The organism is Natronolimnobius sp. AArcel1 (genome assembly GCF_011043775.1).
Classification (GTDB): Archaea; Halobacteriota; Halobacteria; order Halobacteriales; family Natrialbaceae; genus Natronolimnobius.
In genome coordinates this window covers 1-17,445 of the sequence record NZ_JAAKXY010000009.1, presented here as the reverse complement: position 1 = coordinate 17,445, position 17,445 = coordinate 1, and the positions used below count along the sequence as shown (strand labels likewise).

Annotated in this window: 20 protein-coding genes, 1 tRNA gene and 1 other RNA gene; 8 read left to right on the top strand and 14 right to left on the bottom strand. The window is 59.1% G+C overall.

Features of this window, described 5'->3' with window-relative positions; translation table 11 throughout:
- The first annotated feature begins 209 nt into the window (after positions 1 to 209).
- The 3 genes from G6M89_RS21240 (at position 210) to G6M89_RS21230 (ending at position 1,742) form a co-directional block, all read left to right on the top strand.
- Positions 210 to 488 carry a ribonuclease P protein component 4 gene (locus G6M89_RS21240; RefSeq protein ID WP_165163894.1) on the top strand — a complete coding sequence of 93 codons (279 nt, stop codon included), beginning with the start codon at positions 210 to 212 and terminating at the stop codon, positions 486 to 488.
- A 67-nt stretch (positions 489 to 555) separates the two neighbouring features.
- A complete protein-coding gene (locus tag G6M89_RS21235) occupies positions 556 to 810 on the top strand; it encodes a YhbY family RNA-binding protein (protein WP_206335664.1) in 255 nt (84 codons plus the stop codon).
- Entirely contained in the window at positions 807 to 1,742 is a 936-nt protein-coding gene (locus tag G6M89_RS21230) for a mechanosensitive ion channel family protein (protein WP_165163893.1), read from the top strand. Before G6M89_RS21235 ends, G6M89_RS21230 begins: the two co-directional genes overlap by 4 nt.
- Positions 1,743 to 1,765: 23 nt before the next feature.
- Here the strand turns inward: G6M89_RS21230 and G6M89_RS21225 are convergent, their stop codons facing one another.
- The 4 genes from G6M89_RS21225 to G6M89_RS21210 all read right to left on the bottom strand — a co-directional run bounded on the left by G6M89_RS21225 (position 1,766) and on the right by G6M89_RS21210 (position 5,556).
- Positions 1,766 to 2,575, bottom strand: a complete 810-nt coding sequence (locus G6M89_RS21225) for an outer membrane lipoprotein carrier protein LolA (RefSeq protein ID WP_165163892.1) — start codon at positions 2,573 to 2,575, stop codon at positions 1,766 to 1,768.
- 112 nt (positions 2,576 to 2,687) lie between these two features.
- Positions 2,688 to 2,999: signal recognition particle sRNA (gene ffs, locus G6M89_RS21220), an RNA gene on the bottom strand.
- A 91-nt stretch (positions 3,000 to 3,090) separates the two neighbouring features.
- Complete coding sequence (locus G6M89_RS21215) at positions 3,091 to 3,786, bottom strand: DUF2270 domain-containing protein (RefSeq protein ID WP_165163891.1); 696 nt, start codon at positions 3,784 to 3,786, stop codon at positions 3,091 to 3,093.
- Positions 3,787 to 3,891: 105 nt separating this feature from the next.
- Positions 3,892 to 5,556, bottom strand: coding sequence for an NAD-binding protein (locus G6M89_RS21210; RefSeq protein ID WP_165163890.1), 1,665 nt, complete (start codon positions 5,554 to 5,556; stop codon positions 3,892 to 3,894).
- A gap of 209 nt (positions 5,557 to 5,765) precedes the next feature.
- Here G6M89_RS21210 and G6M89_RS21205 point away from each other — a divergent pair, with 209 nt between their 5' ends.
- Both G6M89_RS21205 and G6M89_RS21200 read left to right on the top strand, forming a co-directional pair.
- Entirely contained in the window at positions 5,766 to 6,119 is a 354-nt protein-coding gene (locus G6M89_RS21205; protein ID WP_165163889.1) for a DUF5798 family protein, read from the top strand.
- A gap of 101 nt (positions 6,120 to 6,220) precedes the next feature.
- A complete protein-coding gene (locus tag G6M89_RS21200; protein ID WP_165163888.1) occupies positions 6,221 to 7,201 on the top strand; it encodes a PLP-dependent cysteine synthase family protein in 981 nt (326 codons plus the stop codon).
- A gap of 110 nt (positions 7,202 to 7,311) precedes the next feature.
- Here G6M89_RS21200 and G6M89_RS21195 read toward each other — a convergent pair whose 3' ends face one another.
- The 5 genes from G6M89_RS21195 to G6M89_RS21175 form a co-directional block, all read right to left on the bottom strand.
- Positions 7,312 to 7,503: a hypothetical protein gene (locus G6M89_RS21195; protein ID WP_165163887.1), complete on the bottom strand. Its 192-nt coding sequence runs from the start codon at positions 7,501 to 7,503 to the stop codon at positions 7,312 to 7,314.
- Positions 7,504 to 7,811: 308 nt separating this feature from the next.
- Positions 7,812 to 8,228, bottom strand: a complete 417-nt coding sequence (locus G6M89_RS21190) for a CoA-binding protein (RefSeq protein ID WP_165163886.1) — start codon at positions 8,226 to 8,228, stop codon at positions 7,812 to 7,814.
- Positions 8,229 to 8,293: 65 nt separating this feature from the next.
- Positions 8,294 to 8,920, bottom strand: a complete 627-nt coding sequence (locus G6M89_RS21185; protein WP_165163885.1) for a recombinase RecA — start codon at positions 8,918 to 8,920, stop codon at positions 8,294 to 8,296.
- Between the two features lie 168 nt (positions 8,921 to 9,088).
- Complete coding sequence (locus G6M89_RS21180) at positions 9,089 to 9,940, bottom strand: geranylgeranylglycerol-phosphate geranylgeranyltransferase (protein WP_165163884.1); 852 nt, start codon at positions 9,938 to 9,940, stop codon at positions 9,089 to 9,091.
- Positions 9,941 to 9,999: 59 nt separating this feature from the next.
- Positions 10,000 to 10,176: a hypothetical protein gene (locus tag G6M89_RS21175; RefSeq protein ID WP_165163883.1), complete on the bottom strand. Its 177-nt coding sequence runs from the start codon at positions 10,174 to 10,176 to the stop codon at positions 10,000 to 10,002.
- 187 nt (positions 10,177 to 10,363) lie between these two features.
- Between G6M89_RS21175 and G6M89_RS21170 the strand changes: the two genes are divergently transcribed.
- Both G6M89_RS21170 and G6M89_RS21165 read left to right on the top strand, forming a co-directional pair.
- Positions 10,364 to 10,438 (top strand) — tRNA-Arg (locus G6M89_RS21170).
- Positions 10,439 to 10,654: 216 nt separating this feature from the next.
- Positions 10,655 to 12,070: an FAD-dependent oxidoreductase gene (locus G6M89_RS21165; RefSeq protein WP_165163882.1), complete on the top strand. Its 1,416-nt coding sequence runs from the start codon at positions 10,655 to 10,657 to the stop codon at positions 12,068 to 12,070.
- Here the strand turns inward: G6M89_RS21165 and G6M89_RS21160 are convergent.
- Complete coding sequence (locus tag G6M89_RS21160; RefSeq protein ID WP_165163881.1) at positions 12,064 to 12,501, bottom strand: universal stress protein; 438 nt, start codon at positions 12,499 to 12,501, stop codon at positions 12,064 to 12,066. The genes G6M89_RS21165 and G6M89_RS21160 overlap by 7 nt on opposite strands.
- Before the next feature lie 104 nt (positions 12,502 to 12,605).
- On the opposite strand from G6M89_RS21160, the gene G6M89_RS21155 reads away from it, so the two are divergent.
- Complete coding sequence (locus tag G6M89_RS21155; protein ID WP_165163880.1) at positions 12,606 to 12,815, top strand: hypothetical protein; 210 nt, start codon at positions 12,606 to 12,608, stop codon at positions 12,813 to 12,815.
- Positions 12,816 to 12,902: 87 nt separating this feature from the next.
- Here the strand turns inward: G6M89_RS21155 and G6M89_RS21150 are convergent, their stop codons facing one another.
- The 4 genes from G6M89_RS21150 to G6M89_RS21135 form a co-directional block, all read right to left on the bottom strand.
- On the bottom strand, positions 12,903 to 13,793 hold the full coding sequence (locus G6M89_RS21150; RefSeq protein ID WP_165163879.1) for a hypothetical protein: 891 nt from the start codon (positions 13,791 to 13,793) through the stop codon (positions 12,903 to 12,905).
- Positions 13,794 to 13,931: 138 nt separating this feature from the next.
- The gene (locus G6M89_RS21145; protein WP_165163878.1) at positions 13,932 to 14,840 is read right to left on the bottom strand and encodes a hypothetical protein; all 909 of its coding nucleotides are present in this window, start codon (positions 14,838 to 14,840) and stop codon (positions 13,932 to 13,934) included.
- Between the two features lie 54 nt (positions 14,841 to 14,894).
- Complete coding sequence (locus tag G6M89_RS21140) at positions 14,895 to 15,482, bottom strand: hypothetical protein (protein WP_165163877.1); 588 nt, start codon at positions 15,480 to 15,482, stop codon at positions 14,895 to 14,897.
- Positions 15,479 to 16,654: a hypothetical protein gene (locus G6M89_RS21135; protein WP_165163876.1), complete on the bottom strand. Its 1,176-nt coding sequence runs from the start codon at positions 16,652 to 16,654 to the stop codon at positions 15,479 to 15,481. The genes G6M89_RS21140 and G6M89_RS21135 overlap by 4 nt, the downstream gene beginning before the upstream one ends.
- Positions 16,655 to 17,445: the final 791 nt, after the last annotated feature.

Sequence of the window (17,445 nt, the reverse complement as noted above, 5' to 3'; positions counted from 1 at the left end):
GCGAGTGAGCGGAGATGAGAGCGAGGCGTACTCGCCGCCGGTGACTGATAGCGGCGACTCCGAGTTGCTACTCTGTTTGCTACCGGCGATATAACAGTATTGTGTTCGAACTCGAGTCGAGAAGCCAGTGATTGGTGGTTTCCTGTAATGGTCGCTCGTGTGGACGACGGAACACAACATCAATAGGCAAACCGCCCAAACCGGTCGCTATGACGATTGCCGCCGAGCGAATCGAACGGCTGCACGACCTCGCGAAAGCGGCGGCAGCGGACGGGAACGACGACAGAGCACGAGACTACGTTCGACTCGCCCGCCGCGTTGCAGAGCGAAATCGACTCACGCTCCCTCGAGAGTTTCGACGGTTTACCTGCGATTCGTGCGACGTCTATCTTCGACCCGGCAAAAACGCCCGCGTCAGGCTGCAAGACGGCCACGTCGTCATTACCTGTGACTGCGGTGCCCACGCGCGATATCCCTACGAGGGCTGACTCGAGCGGTGAAGTGTGCCCGACTGATTCGCGAAGATTCAACTGTCTTCCGTTCATACTCGAGGTCATGGATATTGATAAGAAGGAACTGGCAAAGCGGGCACACGATCTCGATGTGACCGTCTGGGTCGGCAAAAGCGGCCTCGAATCCGTCGTCGATGAACTCAATGATCAACTCTCGAATGCAGACCTCGTCAAAGTCAAGTTTTTGCGGGCTGCTCGAGCAGGTAGTTCGACCGAGGAACAAGCAGCGGATCTTGCCGATCGTGTCAACGGGAAACTCGTCGAGACGCGCGGGCACACCGCAGTCATCTATCGATGATCGGTGCATCGGCAGCCACAACCCTCCTGCAGGCTGGCGAGGGCGCACAGGACCTCGGCCCAATCGGTCAGGGACTCGAGCCGCTACTTGGCGGGGCGCTTGCAGGAACGGCTGCAGGTGTCGTCCGGTTCGCGATTGCGTTCGTTGCAATCTGGATGATCGGTCGGCTGCTCGTTTTGCCACTCGTTAGGCGGGGATTCGATCGACGAGAGTTAGATGCGCATGCCCAAAAGCCGCTGTTGAAACTCACACAGTTTGGCCTGTTGTTCGTGGCAGTCGCCGTCGCGTTTGGCTTTGGCGGCTACGGTAACTTCCTCGTCTCGATGGCTGGGATCGCAGCGGCCGGGGCGCTTGCCGTTGGACTGGCGTTACAGAACGTCATCTCGAACTTCGTTGCCGGTGTGTTCATCTTCACGGACCGCCCGTTCAAAATCGGCGACTGGATCGAGTGGGACAACGGCGAGCACGCTGGCGTCGTCGAAGACATCAGTCTCCGCGTCACGCGCGTTCGAACGTTCGATAACGAACTGTTGACCGTGCCGAACTCCGCACTCACCGAAAATACGATCAAAAATCCCGTCGACGCGGACAAACTTCGGATGAAGTTCGTCTTCGGCATTGGCTATAGCGATGACATCCAACAGGCGACAGACATTATCATCGAAGAAGCAAAACGCCATCCAGACATTATGGACGACCCCGGCCCAAGCGTCCGACTGACCGAACTCAACGACTCCGACGTTGGCCTGCAGTCGCGCTTCTGGATCGCAACCCCCTCGAGAGCGGACTTCGTCCGCATCAAAGGCGAGTACATCACCGAGGTCAAACAGCGCTTCGACGAGGAGGGCATCGACATCCCCTACCCCGTCCGCACGCTCGAGGGTGGACTCGCACTGGAGGGCTCGGCAGCCGTTGGCCAGCCAGCAGAGTAAGCGCTCTCCGCTCTCAGTTCGGTTTACTCAATCTCGTAGACATCGACGTCATCCGGCGGCTCGAACTCGAACGTTTCGTCCTCGAGGCCGGAATTGAACGTCACTGACTCGAAGCCTTCGGTGATCTGATACTCCGAGCCATCGTCTCGCTCCCAGACGACTGCTTCCTTGAGCGGATAGTTGTACTCTGCATCGAGCCACACAGTATGTGAGACACGTTGCAGTTCGTCTTCGTCCTCGTAGTCAATTGTCTCGAGTGCAAAGACGTACGTCGACTCGCCGACGAGGACCGAGACACCAGTCTCGACGGATTCGTTTTTCGGCTCGAGATCGAGAACGTGGGCCTCTCGGTCCGCAACCTCGTCAGTGCCGCCGTACTCGAGGTCGTAGCGCTCGCGTTCCGTCTCGGCCATCGTGGTTCGCTCCGATTGAATCTCATCGTCTTCGTACGGTGCGCCGTCGGGTACGTAGTAATCGGCCTGTTCCAGGTCGGGATAGTACCACCAGCGCGTCGTGTCGTTCGAGATGAGCACCGGCGTTTCCTGATCCGTCGCCGACGACTCGAGCGTTTCCGTTCGGGAATCAGTGTACGGTCGTTCCTGAATATGCTCGCGCTCGGAAAGCGTCTGATTGTAGCCCGCCCACTCACCCGTGACGACGCCATCGACATCCTCGAGGGCGTCATCGTAGACGTAAATGCCTTCGAAGAGCGTGTCGGGATCAGGCTCCGTTTCGGAGCCAGGGTCATCGCTCGAGGGAACGGTAACACAACCGCTGACGAGTGCGATCACCACGAGGATACCCAAAAGCGCCGCAACTCGTCTCGTTGTCATTACAGAACTCACGTCTGAGAACGCATCTAAGTTTTTCCATCCGCGAGTTGCTCACAAACCGCGCGACAACCGGTGGTACCGTTACTCTCTGAGGTTAACTGAATGAAGTATGAGTGTGGAGGCCGCAATTGCCCGGCGTTCCGGCCGGGGGAATCCCGGTTGCCTTCTCCACCCCGCGACCCGTCGAGCGACAGGTGTCCGACGGTCCACTGCTCGCTTCCGCGCCTGATGGGCTGTCGCCGACTAACCACGATGGGACGTCCCTGCGGACGGCCATCGTGGACCGCTGTCCCCGACGGACGAGGCTTCTCTGTTGGCTCCCGAGGCCCCGGCCGGTCTGACCGGACGCCTGCGGTATTTGGTCCCCGCTAATGACCATAGCGCGGGTAGTGAGCAGGGCCAAACTGCCCGACCTATCCACTCTCCTGTAGGTGGGTGGTCCTTAAGGGCCTTTCGCCTCTCTTATCGCCTGCTGGCGATTCGGCCGGCAAGCGAGTGGTAATCACGCAGTGTGATTACTCGAGGTCACCGTGTTCTGCCTCGCCGGATTCGCCGCGTTCTTTCGCAGAGTGTGGGATCGCCAAGACCAACAGCGCGATGAAGTAGAGGGCAACGGCCGCGACGACGACGATACCACTGACTCCCGGCAGGCCCGCACTCTCGAGGAACGGCTCGTCGGGATTGAACGCCCAGATGTGAAAGACCCACCCGATCAGGACGGCACTCATGAGTGGTAAATAGACCCGGCGCAGGCGGTGGCTGAACGCAGCACGGTAGCTGAGTTTCGGGTCTGGATCGCGGTAATCCTCGCTCAGATCTGCGCGCCAGGCGTCCTGTTCGATCCCCGCTGAGGGGTCAAGCGCGTTGGCAAAGAGATTTTCTTGTAACACTCGCACGCGAGAGCGCCAGATATCGTAGTCGCGAAAGCGGCGGGCTTCGATGAACAGGAACACCGTTCCCATGACAACTCCTGCGAGGATCACGGCGTGAGAAACCTCGCCCGAAAAGGCGTACGCGACGATTGCTGACATTACCGTCACCGCCCAGTTGGTCGTCGTATCCAGGCGTGCTCGCCATTCGACAGTGCGTTCCATCTCGCCGCGATAGAGGTGAGCCGCGACGGAGCCGAGGCCGGTGCTCTCATCGACCATCTCGCGACCGATCTCTTTCTCTTCGGTCGCCTCGGGATCGAACTCCGTTTCCTCGGACATGCGGGAACTGAGGCGCCGACACTGCATTGAACTTTCCACCCGCTAGCGGACGTGAGAGTCTTGTTTCGGGGATTCTCAACCGATGATGGCTACTCGAGTCCGTTGCTACGCTGTCTCGGTCGCCCCCTCGTTGCTCTCGTCATCGCCGTATCGTTCGCGAAATCGCTCGAGTTGGTCGTCAGTGCCTGCCACGATGAGACGGTCGTCGACAGTAAACTCCACATCGTCGACCTGCGAGTAGATCTCGCCATCTCGCTCGAGTGCAACGACGGTACACTCCGTCTCATCAGCAACTCTCGCGTTCGAGACTGTCTCTCCGACGAGTGCGGGCGCGTCTACCTCGAGCAGTTTCAGGGACTCTTCTAACGTCATCACTTCGCGGTCGAAGATTCGAAGCGTGATCAGACGCCCCGCAACGTTCGGCAGTGCGAGGACGTAGTCCGCGCCCGCAGTGCGCAACGCGTCGACGACTGTGGCGGTGCTTGCACCCGCGATGACCTCAAGATCAGGGTTGAGCGCGCGAGCGGTTAGCGTCGCCAAGAGTGCGTCAGTGTCATCCTCGAGTGCGACCAGACAGGTGCCAGCGTCGGCGAGTCCTGCCTCGAGCAACGTCTCCTCATCGGCCACGTCACCGTGGACATCGACGTGGTCGTCGGCCGTCGAATCGACGACGGTGTACTCGAGTCCGGCGCGCTCGAGCGTTCCGGCAGCCGTTGTCCCAATGAGGTCAGAGCCGAGGATAACGACGGGGTCGCGACTCGCTCGATACTGGCTTCCCGTCGTGCCAGTCGCGTCGCCAATCGCCTCGAGGTCACTGTCGGTGCCGGCGACGAGCAGTGACGTGTTCTCATCGACGGTCGTCTCATCGGAAAGCGAGGTGACGAAATCGCCCCGAACCCACGCGCCGAGGACCGTCCCGCCGGCATCCTCGAGTTGCTGTGTCGCGGCGAGTGAGTCGCCAAAGAGGTCGGCGTCAGGATCGACGTGAAACTCGGCAATATCGAAGGCCGTTCCGAGTTCGAGACTACTGAGATCGGGGCTGAGGACGGTTCGGACGCGATCGCCGAGTGCCTTCCCAAGCCGGTGTCGTGGTGACACCACCTCGTCAACCCCGGCGTAGCGAAAGTATCTGGCATCGGCCGGATCGTGGACCAATGGAACGACTGTCGCATCCGGATCTCGCGTTTCGATCGCTAATACTGTTCGGAACTGCTCGCGCTCGGTCGCATCGACGATGACCGCGAGTGCGTCCTCGAGACAGGCAGCCTCGAGCGTCTCCGTAGCCGACGGGTCACCATGCAACACTCGGAAGTCATCCTCATGGAGTTGCTGTGCACGGTCTTCGTCTCCCTCGAGAATCACGTACGGCGTCCCGCTGGTCTCGAGTTCCTCGACGAGTGTATCACAGAGTGCGGTGTAGCCGACGACGATGACGTGCTCGGAGAGGTGATCGATCTGTTCCGGCGGCGCTGGCTGGATGAGCGTCTCGAGCCACGGAACGACGAACTGCGGAATCGCGACGACGATGTAGGCGATGCCAGTAATTTGGATCAGCATGACGAGCGCGGTCATCTCGAGTGTTTGCCAGGGGGCGTCCTGGCCGTAGCCCGCTGTCGTCATTGACTGGACGACGACCTCGAGGGCCTGATACCAGGTACGTGATTCGCCCTCGTAGACGGCCATTCCCCACTGATATGCGAGCGAGTAGACGCCGATCAACACGAACAGGGAGGCGACGTAGATCACGAGGCGCTTTTGGAGTGCAGCCACGCTGCTCACCACCGACTGGCGCTCTCTGCATGGGCGTCAGTTATCCTCCTCATACGTCACCTCTCATCATCTCGTGGTATCGTTCTTGGCCGCGCATACGACGCCACCCGTCTCGTGAGGATCTCAGAACAGGAACCATCACCAGTAGATTCACCCACGAACCGTCACGGAGGAAAAGGCCCATTACAACGCCGCTACAGGTACTGGGTATGGGACTTGGCAGCACTGCAAAGAAGATTCAGGGAATCTCCGACCGTGCCGAAGCGATGTACAAACAGGTCCAGCAACTCCAGCAGCGAATTATCGGCCTCGAGGAGGAGATGGACGACACGCACGAGACAGTCAAGCGAATCGACCATCAACTCAGTGACCAGCGCGAACTCTTGCTCGCGATTGCCGACGAGCACGATCTCGACGGCGAGGAAATTCTCGCAGAGGCCGCCATTGACGACGCCGAAGAGGCCACAGACGGAGACGCCACAGACAAGGATGGAGGCGCAGCATCCGCCGACAGCGCCGACGACGCTGACACCGATGCGGCGTCGCCAGACACAGCCGAGTAGTCCTCGAGCACTCAACGAGTTTTTCGAGAGCGAGCGCGCCGAGTAGCGCCTGCTGCAATCAACGACAAACACTAACAGCAGTGGCAACATTTGCCAGTACGATGACGACCCACGAGCAGCCGTTGGAGTCGGTGCTCGAGACGATCGGCCAGACGCCGCTGGTCCGGGTACACAATGGACCCGACGACGTTCCCGTCTACGCGAAACTCGAGTCGTTCAATCCAGGTGCGAGCGTGAAAGACCGCATCGGCCGGTACATGCTCGAGCGAATGCTCGAGCAAGGCGATCTCGAGCCGGGTGGAACCGTCGTCGAGCCGACGGCTGGGAACACGGGAATCGGACTCGCCATTGCCGCCGGGCAACTGGGGCTCGAATCCGTCTTCGTCGTCCCCGAGCGCTTTAGCGTCGAAAAGCAACAGCTCATGTCGGCACTGGGCGCACAGGTCATCAACACGCCCACAGCGGACGGCATGGGCGGTGCAATCGATCGGGCACACGACCTGGCTGATGAACTCGAGAACGCCGTCGTTCCACAGCAGTTCTCGAACCCGTTGAACACCGAGGCTCACTACGAGACGACAGCCCCCGAAATCTACGATGCACTCGAGGGCGAGGTCGGCGCTATTGTCGCCGGCTGTGGCACTGCGGGGACGCTCATGGGACTGGCCAAGTATGCGAGAGAGCACAATCCGGAGACGTATATCGCCGCCGTCGAACCGAAAGGATCGCTGTACGGCACCGTACTCGGCGACGACCTCGAAGAAGGCGACTACAAAATCGAAGGAATCGGGACGCATGACCCAGCGACGAACGACCTCTTCGATCCATCACTGGTCGACGAAATTACTGCCATCTCCGATGCAGACGCCCACGCAGAACTCCGTCGGCTCGCTCGCGAAGAGGGCCACCTCGTCGCCTCGAGTGCAGGGGCCGCAAGCGTGGCAGCCAACCGCGTTGCCGAACGGATTGCCGCAGGAGACCTCGAGACTCCACATGACACGGTGGTGACGGTCTTTCCGGACTCGAGCGAGCGCTATCTCTCAAAAGGGATCTACCGTTCGCTCGAGGAATGGGAGTCTTAGTAGAGAGGCCAACCCGCAGTTCTGGGGGGAGACAAAGACAGTGTGCAACTCAGTCGAGACTTTGCACATCGCTCGAGCAATCACGCCGCCTCCGTGAGGCGCAGGCTGCGTTAGCTCGGCGAAGATTGATGCAGCGTTGTTGCATCGACAATATCGAGCCCCTCATCGCGTTCTGCCTCCCATACGCGCAAGACGAGATGGGCTTTACAGTGGTGCTCGACGAGTTCGATGCCCGTTTTCCGGTTCCTGAGGACGAGTTGGCACGTGCCGTCGTTTGAACAACTCCCAGACCGGTCACACATGGGTACTGCTATCGCATACTCTCGTGGCAGATAAGTCTCTGTCGGTGGTGACGGATTTTCTGAGAATTACTTTCCAACGGTCGAGAGAGTCTCGTTGCGCTTGAACGTCACTGTACATCCGAGCACAGGACAGCGTTGCGATCGGTGCGTACATCGGTTCAAGCGCGACGATAGCCACTGCAAATCAGTGTGTGAACAGTTTCAGGTGGTCCTATTGCAAGACACATCCCAGACAATCGAGTGTCCCGCAGCCGGTTCGACTGCGAGCCAATCTGCGGGCAGACCGCTACACCGGCGCGAAAACTGTCTCAGGCGACGAGTCGTCGATGCTCGACTTTCATACACCGATCCTGGACGACCTCGCGTCCCGACTCGAGCACCCGCTCGGCCGCCGAATCGTCTCGAATCCCCAGTTGCGTCCAGACTGCATCGACATCGTCGCGCTCGAGGACTTGATCGACGATTTCGCTCACCTCGTCGCTCGGGCGAAAAACACAGACGACAGCAATCGTCTCGGTAACTGCCTCGAGCGAGTCCGGAACTGACCGGCCGAAGATCTCGTCTGCAAATGGGTTCACTGGTATGACGTCGTATCCGCGTTCGTGGAGATACGCCGGCACGTCGTGGGCGGCTTTCCCCGGGCTACTCGAACAGCCGACAACGGCAATCGTTTCGGACTCGAGAATTGAGTGAATGTCCGCATCGGATTCGACTGAGTCGATCATACACACTGGTATGCGTTGCTGGCGTAAATGTGCCATGGCAACACACGGATTGGAATAAGAAGTCGTTATGTCGACGTGAGCCCAGCTGTTCGAATCTCCGGCTCCGAGTCACCCGCTTGAATCTCGATGATACCATCGAAGAGTTGCTTGAGCGTGTTCATCGTCTGGTCATCATGAGCCGTCGAGTCAATGACGTAGATACCGAGTGCGTCAGCGCTTTGAATTCGGCCAGTAAAGACGTGCAGGAACCGAAACACGGTCTGTAAGTCTGAGTACATAAGCAGCGTCGAGACCGAGTGCAAGAGGACGCGATTCTCCGTAACGCCACGCCCCTCGTAGAACTCCTGTAAGAATGCAGAGAGCTTGATACCGATACCGGTCATGTCGACCGGCGAGGAAGCGTACTTGATCCGTGGGTCGTCCTCAACAGTGCCGATACCGCGCTGTTTCGTCACACAGTCGACGACTCCAACTGGTGAGTCCTCGTGACGGCCATCGTCATCGAATCGCTCGAGCACTTTATCAGCGCTGTCTTTGGTTGTGACGACGATTGAGCCGTTACCGCGAGATGCGCCGCTCGTCAGGATGTCGTAGGCGACCTGGCGCTTGCCGGTCATGGGTGGCCCCGCAACCAGCACGTTCGTCCCCGGGTCAATTTCGACATCAGGGAGGACATCTACGAGGTCATACATACCAAGTATTCACATCTGTTCCTGCCGTGGCGACGACCACTCCGCACACTACTGTCTCCTCGGCGTGTGATATGAGAATACAGAAACCAGTTTATAGACCTTTTGATTAATTATGCACTGCTATTGGTGATTGCAACCGGTTGAGTCGGCTTATAACGGTGTTCTCGGCTAGATGCCACCGACCTCGAGTGCACCACGACCGATAATAAACGCCACTGCAGCGAGGAACATGCTGTACTTGAGATGACGTTGGCTGGCTGTTGGGTCAGTAAAGCCCTCATAGGCGGCATAGAACATGAACAGCGCCGCTGGAATCACGAGTCCCAGATAGGCGATGCCGAAGTACCCAAGCACGTACGGCAGTGGGCTTGCGATGACGGCGACGACGAGCAATCCGGCCGCGATGAGGAGTGCCCGCCGCTCGCCGACGGCGATCGGGAGCGTGTTCAGTCCCTCCGCTCGATCACCCTCGATATCCTCGACGTCCTTGACGATTTCGCGAGAGAGCGTTGCTGTCCCGGCCAGCACCGCGAGAACGACCGCCGGCCCGATCTCGCCGACTGCTGCCCCACCGAACAGAAACGTACTCCCGACGAGATAGGCAACCAGTGCGTTCCCCACGCCCGGTAGCCCTTTGAAAAACTCCGTGTACGCGAGCAGTGCTAGCAAATTGATCCCTGCAATTGCAATTGCTGCCGTCGGCAACAACAACGCGCACACGACCGCGAGCGCAAAGAGCACCAGACTAAACACGAGCGCCCCACGCGGGCTGACGGCTCCGCGAGGAATCGCTCGCTCTGGCTGGTTGATCCGATCAATCTCACGATCGAAATAATCGTTGATCGCATTGCCACCACCGACAGCCAATCCGGTCGCCGCAACCGCCGCCGCAACCATGGTCTGATTGTCGGCAACGCCACCGGCGACAAATGCTCCAATAAATGTCAGAACACTTGCTGCAATTACGTTTCCCGGCCGTGTCAACTCGAGTAGCCCACGGATCGTCTCCCCGACTGCCATTGACGGACGTGCTCAGGCAGACGGGTTAAACGGCACGGTCCACGACAGCATTCACGTAGCTATCGCCACTCCTCGAGATCACAGAGAGTGTCGGACTCGACAGACAGCCACATCGTCACCCGCTCCTCACCCGAGGCGTTGGTCGGCACAGCCGTCCAGACGTCCGCGTCGTCAGTCAGCAACTCAAGCGGCTCGTCGGTGGACCCGTCTGGAACGGGCGTATCGTGTACCGTCATTAGCCGACTGTAGGATCCCGTCGTATAGGCCCCCATCGCTCGTTTTCATGCCGTGGGAAGGACCGCAACTGCGACGCAGTGTACGCTCGAGGTGGCACAAAACCCCGGGACAGTCTGCGTGTCGATGCCTGTCGGATGAGGTGAGAATCGAGCCACTTATACGGACCCATCGGATACGATTGGATGCGGGCGCTTAGCTCAGTCTGGACAGAGTACTTGGCTTCGGACCAAGCTGTCGCGGGTTCAAATCCTGCAGCGCCCATGTTTCTGTCGCGAACAAATCCGTGAGCGACAGATACTGGACCGCGAAGGATTTGAACGAGGCGAGTCGCAGCGCGAACGACGTGAGCGACCGTCTCGGCGTTGTTCGAATCCTGCAACGCTATCCTCCAACTTTAACGTCACCAGCAACGCCCCCTCGAGTCCGTATTCTGTCCCACCATCCACTGTTATCCCTCATACTCACGAATGAACAGCTATGTCTGAGACGTTCGTCATAATTGGCGGAGATGCGGCCGGGATGTCGGCAGCGAGCAAGGCGAAACGCGATGATCCCGACCTCGAGGTGGTCGTCTTCGAGAAAGGTGAGTGGGTCTCATACGGTGCGTGCGGGTTGCCCTATTACATCAAAGGAGAAATACAGTCACTCGCGGAACTCGTCTCGGTGACGCCCGACGAGTTCCGCGAGAAGCGGGATATCGACCTGCGGACCGGCCACGAGGTAACGGCAATCGATCCCGACGCGAAGTCGGTGACGGCTGTCCACGAGGGTGGGACGCTCGAGCAAGGCTACGATCACCTATTGATTGCAACGGGCGCAGAAGCGGTCGTCCCACCGGTTGATGGCGTCGATCTCGAGGGTGTGTACACGCTGGGGTCGATGAGTGATGGGAAGGAACTGCGCGAGTACGTCGCTCGAGCGCGGTCGAACGAGTCGTTTCAGCAGCCGGATCGGGGGCCGGCCTGCCAGTATCTCGAGACGTGTTCGGGACCGGTAGGGGTCGTGGGCGGGGGCTATATTGGGATCGAAATGGCCGAAGCGCTGGCCGCGAACGATTTCGAGGTCCACCTGTTTCAACGCGGTGAGCGGCTTCTGAAGGGCTTTAGCGAAGAAACCAGTGCGGCCGTTGCCGAGCATCTCCGCGAGGAGGACGTCGCTGTCTATCTCGAGTCAGACGTTGAAGACCTCGCTGGCAACGAGCGCGTTGAGGCGGTCGTCACCGACGAGGACCGCGTTCCGGTTGAGATGGTGTTACTCGGAACTGGTGTTCGCCCTCGGACAGACCTTGCAGCGGATGCAGGAATCGAGTGTGGCGAAACTGGTGCAATCGCCACAGACAACTACTGCGAGACGAACAGCTCGGACATCTACGCAGCGGGCGATTGCGCAGAGGCAACGCACACCGTGACCGGCGAGTCGGCGTACGTACCGCTTGCGTTGACGGCGAACCGACACGGACGCGCAGTCGGGCAGACCGTTGCCGGCCGGCCAACTGCAGGCGGCGATATCGCCGGCACGGCAGCCGTCAAAGCGTTCGACCTCGAGGCAGCCCGAACGGGTGTGCTGGATCACGAGCGCGCTCGAGACGCCGGGTTCGACCCTGTCACGCGAACGATTGATGCGAACTCACGGGCTGGGTACTACCCCGAGGATGGCACAGTCACGGTCACGCTTACTGCGGACCGAGACTCGGGCCGACTGCTGGGTGCGAGTCTCGTCAGCGAGTACGGCGAGGGAGCCGTCCACCGCAGCCACGCACTTGTGTCGGCACTCGAGGAGGGGGCATCTGTCTTCAACCTCGAGAATTACGATCTCGCGTACGCGCCGCCGTTCAACACGACGTGGGACCCCGTACTCGTCGCTGCAAAGGTGCTTGCCGGAGAGCTTCACTGAGACGAAGGCGTGTCGACGACGAGCACCGGCCGGTCGGCGTGTCTGAGTGTGGCATCGACGGTGCTCCCGAGCAGTGCGCCCGTAAACGCTGACCGTCCGCGGGCCCCGATCACGATTGCGCCAGCATCCGTCTCGCCTGCGTAGGCTCGAATTTCCTCGTGGGGAACGCCTGTTCGTATCGCTGTCTCGGCGGAGACGCCATCCGCCTCCGCCATCGACTCGAGGTCGGCAAGCGCGGCTTCAGCCCGTTCACGTTGGCGCTGGGTCGCTTCCTCCGGATCGACGATTGCGTTGTCGTACGCCGTTCGACTCTCGAGGACGGCAATGGCATAGAGTGGCACCTCGAGTCGGCGAGCCAGTGTGATCGCATGCTCGACGGCGGTCGTTGCCCCATCACTGCCGTCGGTTGCGACGAGAATCGAGTCGTACATACGCTATCCTCGAGCGCAAGCAAGAAAGGATTGTGCCGTACTTGTCCTGGCGTCGCGTGTCGAAAAGTCGTAGCACTATATACCCGCGTTGTGCACGTGGGCATATGGACGAGGAAGTTCCGGTGCGTCGGCGCGATTTGGTTACACTGGTTGTGCTCTCGCTCGGCGGTGGTATCGCACTCACGTCGTGGATGCTCTCGCCGCAACTTTCGCCCCAGTTTTTCAACGCGGTACTGGTTGCGACGATGTTGCTCGCGTTTTTCCTCTTTATTCCGGTAATGGGAATCCGGCTCTTTCTCGAGGACGAGGAGTGAGACGGATTGTTGTCCCAACGTACCGGCGTCCCCGCAGTTTGGGTCGCGGGTGCGCCGGAACTGACGTATAGGAAACCGTATCGAGATCTAGTTCCGGTCTGGCATCGTCGAGAACCGTGCGGTCCCCTTCATATCTGCGCGTTTCGATGGTGACGGTGCCATCGTCGAATGCCGAGTGCCGTCCCCACCAGCGCTGTTTCCTCGCTCACCGCCGAGATCAGGCTCGAGGTCTGCCTCGAGTAGGTCATCGTCTTCCTCGCCCTCACTGTCAGCCGTACGCTCCTCGTCGGTATCAGGCGCGCTCTCATCGTCATCGGTCGCGTCGCCATCGGCCGCGTCGCCGTCGCTTTCATCCGAATCACTGAGTCCCGACTGGACCGCCTCGAGGCCGTCCTGCAGAGAGCCGATGTCCTCGCTGAAGTCACTCAGTGAGGACTTCATCGACGACCGAAGTTGCTCCGTCAACTCAAATGTGGTATCGGAACTGTCCGATTCGTCGGGTTCGCCGTCGGTGTCTTCGGGTGTTTCAGCCTCGGCGTCGTCGCTCGAATCTCCGTCTGAGTCAGCTGGCGTCACCTCAGCTTCAGCATCATCGTTATCGTCTGTCCCAGCATCGATTCCATCACGAAGCGACTCGAGCGCCCCATCGAGTTCGGCGGCGTCGTGATCGGCCAGATTCGCGAGGCGAAGCAGTTGCTGGAGCGTGGCCACATCCGCTTTGTCTCCCTCCGCAATCGCCTCTGGAATCGACGACGCGTCGCTTCCGTCTGGGAGCGTATCCAACTCGAGTGCCTCGAGTACGTCCCCCGGCTCGTTCGACTCGAGGAGGTCACTGGCATCGTCGGCAGCCTCGAGAAGCCCGCTCGAATCCGTCTCTGTGTCCCCATCTGATTGCTCATCGGACGCAAGCAGCGACTCGCGCTCAGCCGAGGCCCGATCCAGAACGTCCGTTAGTTCCTCGTGAAGGTCCTCACTCATGGACGTGTCTTTGCCATCGTCGCGGGTTAGTTGTGTGCCGGGGTACGCAGGGACGCCCCTATCCGCCGATCCAGAGATGGTCTCAAGCCACGAGACACGAGAGACTCGAGTACGACATACGAGAGAGGCGAGGGTCGACTAGTCAGCCTCCGACTCCGCTGTGTCGCTGTCGTCTTCCTCGCTCTCACTCTCGCTCTCACTCTCGCTTTCGGTTTCGTCGCCGCTATCGCTTTGCTCGCTCTGTTCATCGTCGGACTCCGACTCCGTCTCGCCGTCCGAGACCGTCTCGATGATCTCGTCGGTCATCTCGTCGCGGCTCAGGTTCGCCTTTACGTCGACGTCTTTCGCAACCGACTGGAGATCGTCGTAAGACATCAGCCCGAGGAAATCCTCGAGTGTTTCCCGGCGCAGGCCCTCGAGGTCTTCGGCGTCTGCCCCCGAGTCGTCGCTCTCGTCGGAGTCGGCATCTGCATCCGCTGACTCATCGTCGTCATCTCCTGGCGCTTCCTCATCACCGGCAGATTCGTCGTCCTCGTCTGCGGTCTCCTCGTCAGCAGACTCGTCCGCATCGTCTGTGTCGTCATCGCCCTCACCCGCGTCGTCGGACCCGCCAATATCGAGTTCCTGGTCAAGTGCATCCTCGAGCAGCCCGTCGTCATCGCCATTATCATCGCCAGTTGCAGATTCAGCCAGCGAGGAGACTGACTCACCGACGTTGCTCTCGGCGACTGTGTTGCTGACGCCCGCCTGCACTGCACTTGTGACGGCAGATCGTAATGGCTCAGGCGCGGCCGACTCATCCGACTCGTCATCGTCGCCATCCTCATCAGTTGCCATCCGCTCGGTCATCGTCTCGTGCATCTCGCGGCCAATCGACGCCCCGAGTTCTCGGCCGACCTGCTCGCCGAGTTGCCGCCCAACAGCCGCGCCGAGGTCGCCACCATCGAGTTCATCCTCGAGATTTCCATCACCAAGCAGATTCGCGATGCTAACCTGATTGCTGATCTCCTCTGTGACGATGTCTTTCAGTCCCTGTGTCTCACTCATCGTAACCACCTCGAGCCGCAGGTACTCGACTCACAGCGATGCAGGCGCGCATAGTTACTCCTCTGCAGACTCATCTGTTTCATCGTTGGCGTCGTCTGTGGATTCACTCTCGCTCTCTGCCGCCTCGCTCTCGTCGCCTTCTTCGTCTTCCGTTTCCTCGGCTGCATCTCCCTCAGCGTCTGTCTCGTCTTCGGCTGACGCATCGTCTGCGCTGTCTTCCTCGCTTTCCGCATCGTCATCGCCCTCTGCAGTATCTTCCTCGCCCTCCTCGTCTTCATCTTCGTCATCGTCGTCAGCGCTCTCTTCGTCGTCACTCGCTTCCTCATCAGCATCATCGGCCTCACCCTCGTCTTCTTCACCCTCCTCGAGTTCGGGCTCTTCAGCACCCAGTAACTCCTCGAGTGCGACATCGCCGACGGACCGACCAATACTCTCGCCGACTTTTCGACCGAGAACGGCCCCGATAAGCCCGCCGAGTGCTTCACCGAGTGGCTGTTCCTCGTCGATCTCGTCTTCCCACTCAGTTCCCTCGACCAGTTCGGCGATATCGATGTTCTCGGCGATTGCTTCGTAGTCGATTCGATCTGCTATCGCGTCGGTACTCGAACTCGAGTCATCGGCCGTTGTAGTCTCGTCACTCATGATTGTGCCTCCGCCTGTGTCTCAGCGTCAGATTGCTCGCTTGGCTGGTCGCCACTCTGTTTCTCTGCCTGTTCGATCAACGTCTGGATGCTCTTGCGAACGACCATCGCAATGAGATCCTCAATCGGCAAGCCCGGTATCAGGCCCACGAACTTCTCTTTCACCCAGTTCGCAGCCGACGCAATACCGGATCGAATCCGCTCGAGCACTCCCGAAATACGTCCACCTTCGTCGGCCTCTGACTCCTCGTCACTCTCGGGTTCGGCCATCTCATCCGTCTCTTCTGACTCTGTCTCCGCCTCGTCTGCTTCTTCATCCTCGGCCGTCTCTTCGTCAGCCTCACCGCCACCGAGAAGCGATGCCGGCTTACTTACAAGCGACCGAAGGAACTCGACTGGCTTGCTCACCACGGACTTGAGCAATTCGGCTGGCTTACCCACCACAGACTTGATGAACTCGACCGGCTTACTGATGAGCCCGCCGAGTTTGCTTCGGACTCCCTCAAAGAGCGACTGGAGCAACTCCTTGGGCTTCCCAAGCAGCGATTTCACCTTCTCGAGGAGCGCACTCGGGCCATCGAGCAGCCCCGAAACCGCTGAAAGCAGGTTTCCAACAAGGTTATTCTCACCCGGCCGTGCAGACACGTCGAGCGAAACCGGATTGAGATTCACCTCGAGTCCGAGCAAATCGAGGTACAGCCCATCCAGGTCGAGATGTAAGACACCACTTGCCTCATCGTCGTCGTAGACGTCTTCTGCACTCTGATCGTGGCCACCCTCCGTGGCATCTGCTTCCTCATCGTCGTCCTCCCCATTGTCGTCTTCTCCATTGCTGGTTTCAGACTCACTTTCCGAGTCCGACTCAGACTCGGCGTCATCCTCCGTGTTATCTATTGGTTCATCCTCCGATTCAGCTTCCTCGTCAGCTACCTCCTCGTCAGCTACCTCCTCGTCGTCCGCCTCCGATTCGTCTGTCTCAGCAGCTGATTCTTCGTTGTCTGGCTCCGATTCATCCGCCTCATCCGAACTGTCCTCATCAGCTGTTTCTTCGGCCGCCGCCTGACCACCGTCGGTCATCACCCGGCGGGCCGGTCGGCACGTGCAGTCGTACGGAACACTCGAGGAACCACCCGCTAACCGGGGTTCCTCAGAGCCGTGATCTTCTCGGCTCATTCGTTATATCCGGGAAAACAGACCATCGGCAGCGTTGTGGTGATTGGCCTTGCGTATGCGTTCGCACTTGCCCCGCAGGTTTGACGCAGACTCTCAATAACTCGACTTTGTATGTTGTACATTCTATAGGTGAGATCGTCAAATCAGGAGGAGACTCGCTGCCAAACAGGTGTTTTATTGTTGATTAAGTAACCAAACACGTTGATCCCGTACTGAGTGAAGCGGAGCCGATGACAATTCGCTTCTGTAGAGGTCACTGATTGGTCAGACCTTCCAGTATACGCACTCCTGTGGCTGTTTATTAACCAACCGATGATGTATTCTATCTAATATGAAGGGATGCGTCCACAGAAAAATCACTCCAAGTCAAAGGTCAATGACGCGTCTCTCAGATTGTGTTTTACGCTGTGGTTCATCGAGTTCACTAAGTGTTGGAGGTCGGATTCTCCAGTGGCCCAGTCACATTCGTAAACTGCCTATATTCCAGTATTCGAAGTGCAGGTAAGGCTCGTGCGTCAATGTACTGTGGTCTTTCGCATTTGAATTCGAGCGTAATTCAGTATCAGCCATTAGTCTCTAGTTAGTACCTTCTCTGAATACTAAGGTATTAATTGACGATGTGCTATGGCAGGTGGTAACTCAGTGAAAGACGTCGGCGTTCGGATTGTGGAACTCCGGATAGAAGTCGATGTAATCATAGCCACGAGCGGCCATGAATCGCCCCATGCCGAGCACACGGAACTCTTCTGGTGGATGAACGCCCATCTCGAGGAACGAATCTCTGATTTGAC

Bases quoted from the DNA above. Each gene is read 5' to 3' on its own strand.
- G6M89_RS21240 (WP_165163894.1), top strand. From the start codon at position 210: ATGACGATTGCCGCCGAGCGAATCGAACGGCTGCACGACCTCGCGAAA.
- G6M89_RS21235 (WP_206335664.1), top strand. From the start codon at position 556: ATGGATATTGATAAGAAGGAACTGGCAAAGCGGGCACACGATCTCGAT.
- G6M89_RS21230 (WP_165163893.1), top strand. From the start codon at position 807: ATGATCGGTGCATCGGCAGCCACAACCCTCCTGCAGGCTGGCGAGGGC.
- G6M89_RS21225 (WP_165163892.1), bottom strand. From the start codon at position 2,575: ATGACAACGAGACGAGTTGCGGCGCTTTTGGGTATCCTCGTGGTGATC.
- G6M89_RS21215 (WP_165163891.1), bottom strand. From the start codon at position 3,786: ATGTCCGAGGAAACGGAGTTCGATCCCGAGGCGACCGAAGAGAAAGAG.
- G6M89_RS21205 (WP_165163889.1), top strand. From the start codon at position 5,766: ATGGGACTTGGCAGCACTGCAAAGAAGATTCAGGGAATCTCCGACCGT.
- G6M89_RS21200 (WP_165163888.1), top strand. From the start codon at position 6,221: ATGACGACCCACGAGCAGCCGTTGGAGTCGGTGCTCGAGACGATCGGC.
- G6M89_RS21195 (WP_165163887.1), bottom strand. From the start codon at position 7,503: ATGTGTGACCGGTCTGGGAGTTGTTCAAACGACGGCACGTGCCAACTC.
- G6M89_RS21190 (WP_165163886.1), bottom strand. From the start codon at position 8,228: ATGATCGACTCAGTCGAATCCGATGCGGACATTCACTCAATTCTCGAG.
- G6M89_RS21185 (WP_165163885.1), bottom strand. From the start codon at position 8,920: ATGTATGACCTCGTAGATGTCCTCCCTGATGTCGAAATTGACCCGGGG.
- G6M89_RS21180 (WP_165163884.1), bottom strand. From the start codon at position 9,940: ATGGCAGTCGGGGAGACGATCCGTGGGCTACTCGAGTTGACACGGCCG.
- G6M89_RS21175 (WP_165163883.1), bottom strand. From the start codon at position 10,176: ATGACGGTACACGATACGCCCGTTCCAGACGGGTCCACCGACGAGCCG.
- G6M89_RS21165 (WP_165163882.1), top strand. From the start codon at position 10,655: ATGTCTGAGACGTTCGTCATAATTGGCGGAGATGCGGCCGGGATGTCG.
- G6M89_RS21160 (WP_165163881.1), bottom strand. From the start codon at position 12,501: ATGTACGACTCGATTCTCGTCGCAACCGACGGCAGTGATGGGGCAACG.
- G6M89_RS21155 (WP_165163880.1), top strand. From the start codon at position 12,606: ATGGACGAGGAAGTTCCGGTGCGTCGGCGCGATTTGGTTACACTGGTT.
- G6M89_RS21150 (WP_165163879.1), bottom strand. From the start codon at position 13,793: ATGAGTGAGGACCTTCACGAGGAACTAACGGACGTTCTGGATCGGGCC.
- G6M89_RS21145 (WP_165163878.1), bottom strand. From the start codon at position 14,840: ATGAGTGAGACACAGGGACTGAAAGACATCGTCACAGAGGAGATCAGC.
- G6M89_RS21140 (WP_165163877.1), bottom strand. From the start codon at position 15,482: ATGAGTGACGAGACTACAACGGCCGATGACTCGAGTTCGAGTACCGAC.
- G6M89_RS21135 (WP_165163876.1), bottom strand. From the start codon at position 16,654: ATGAGCCGAGAAGATCACGGCTCTGAGGAACCCCGGTTAGCGGGTGGT.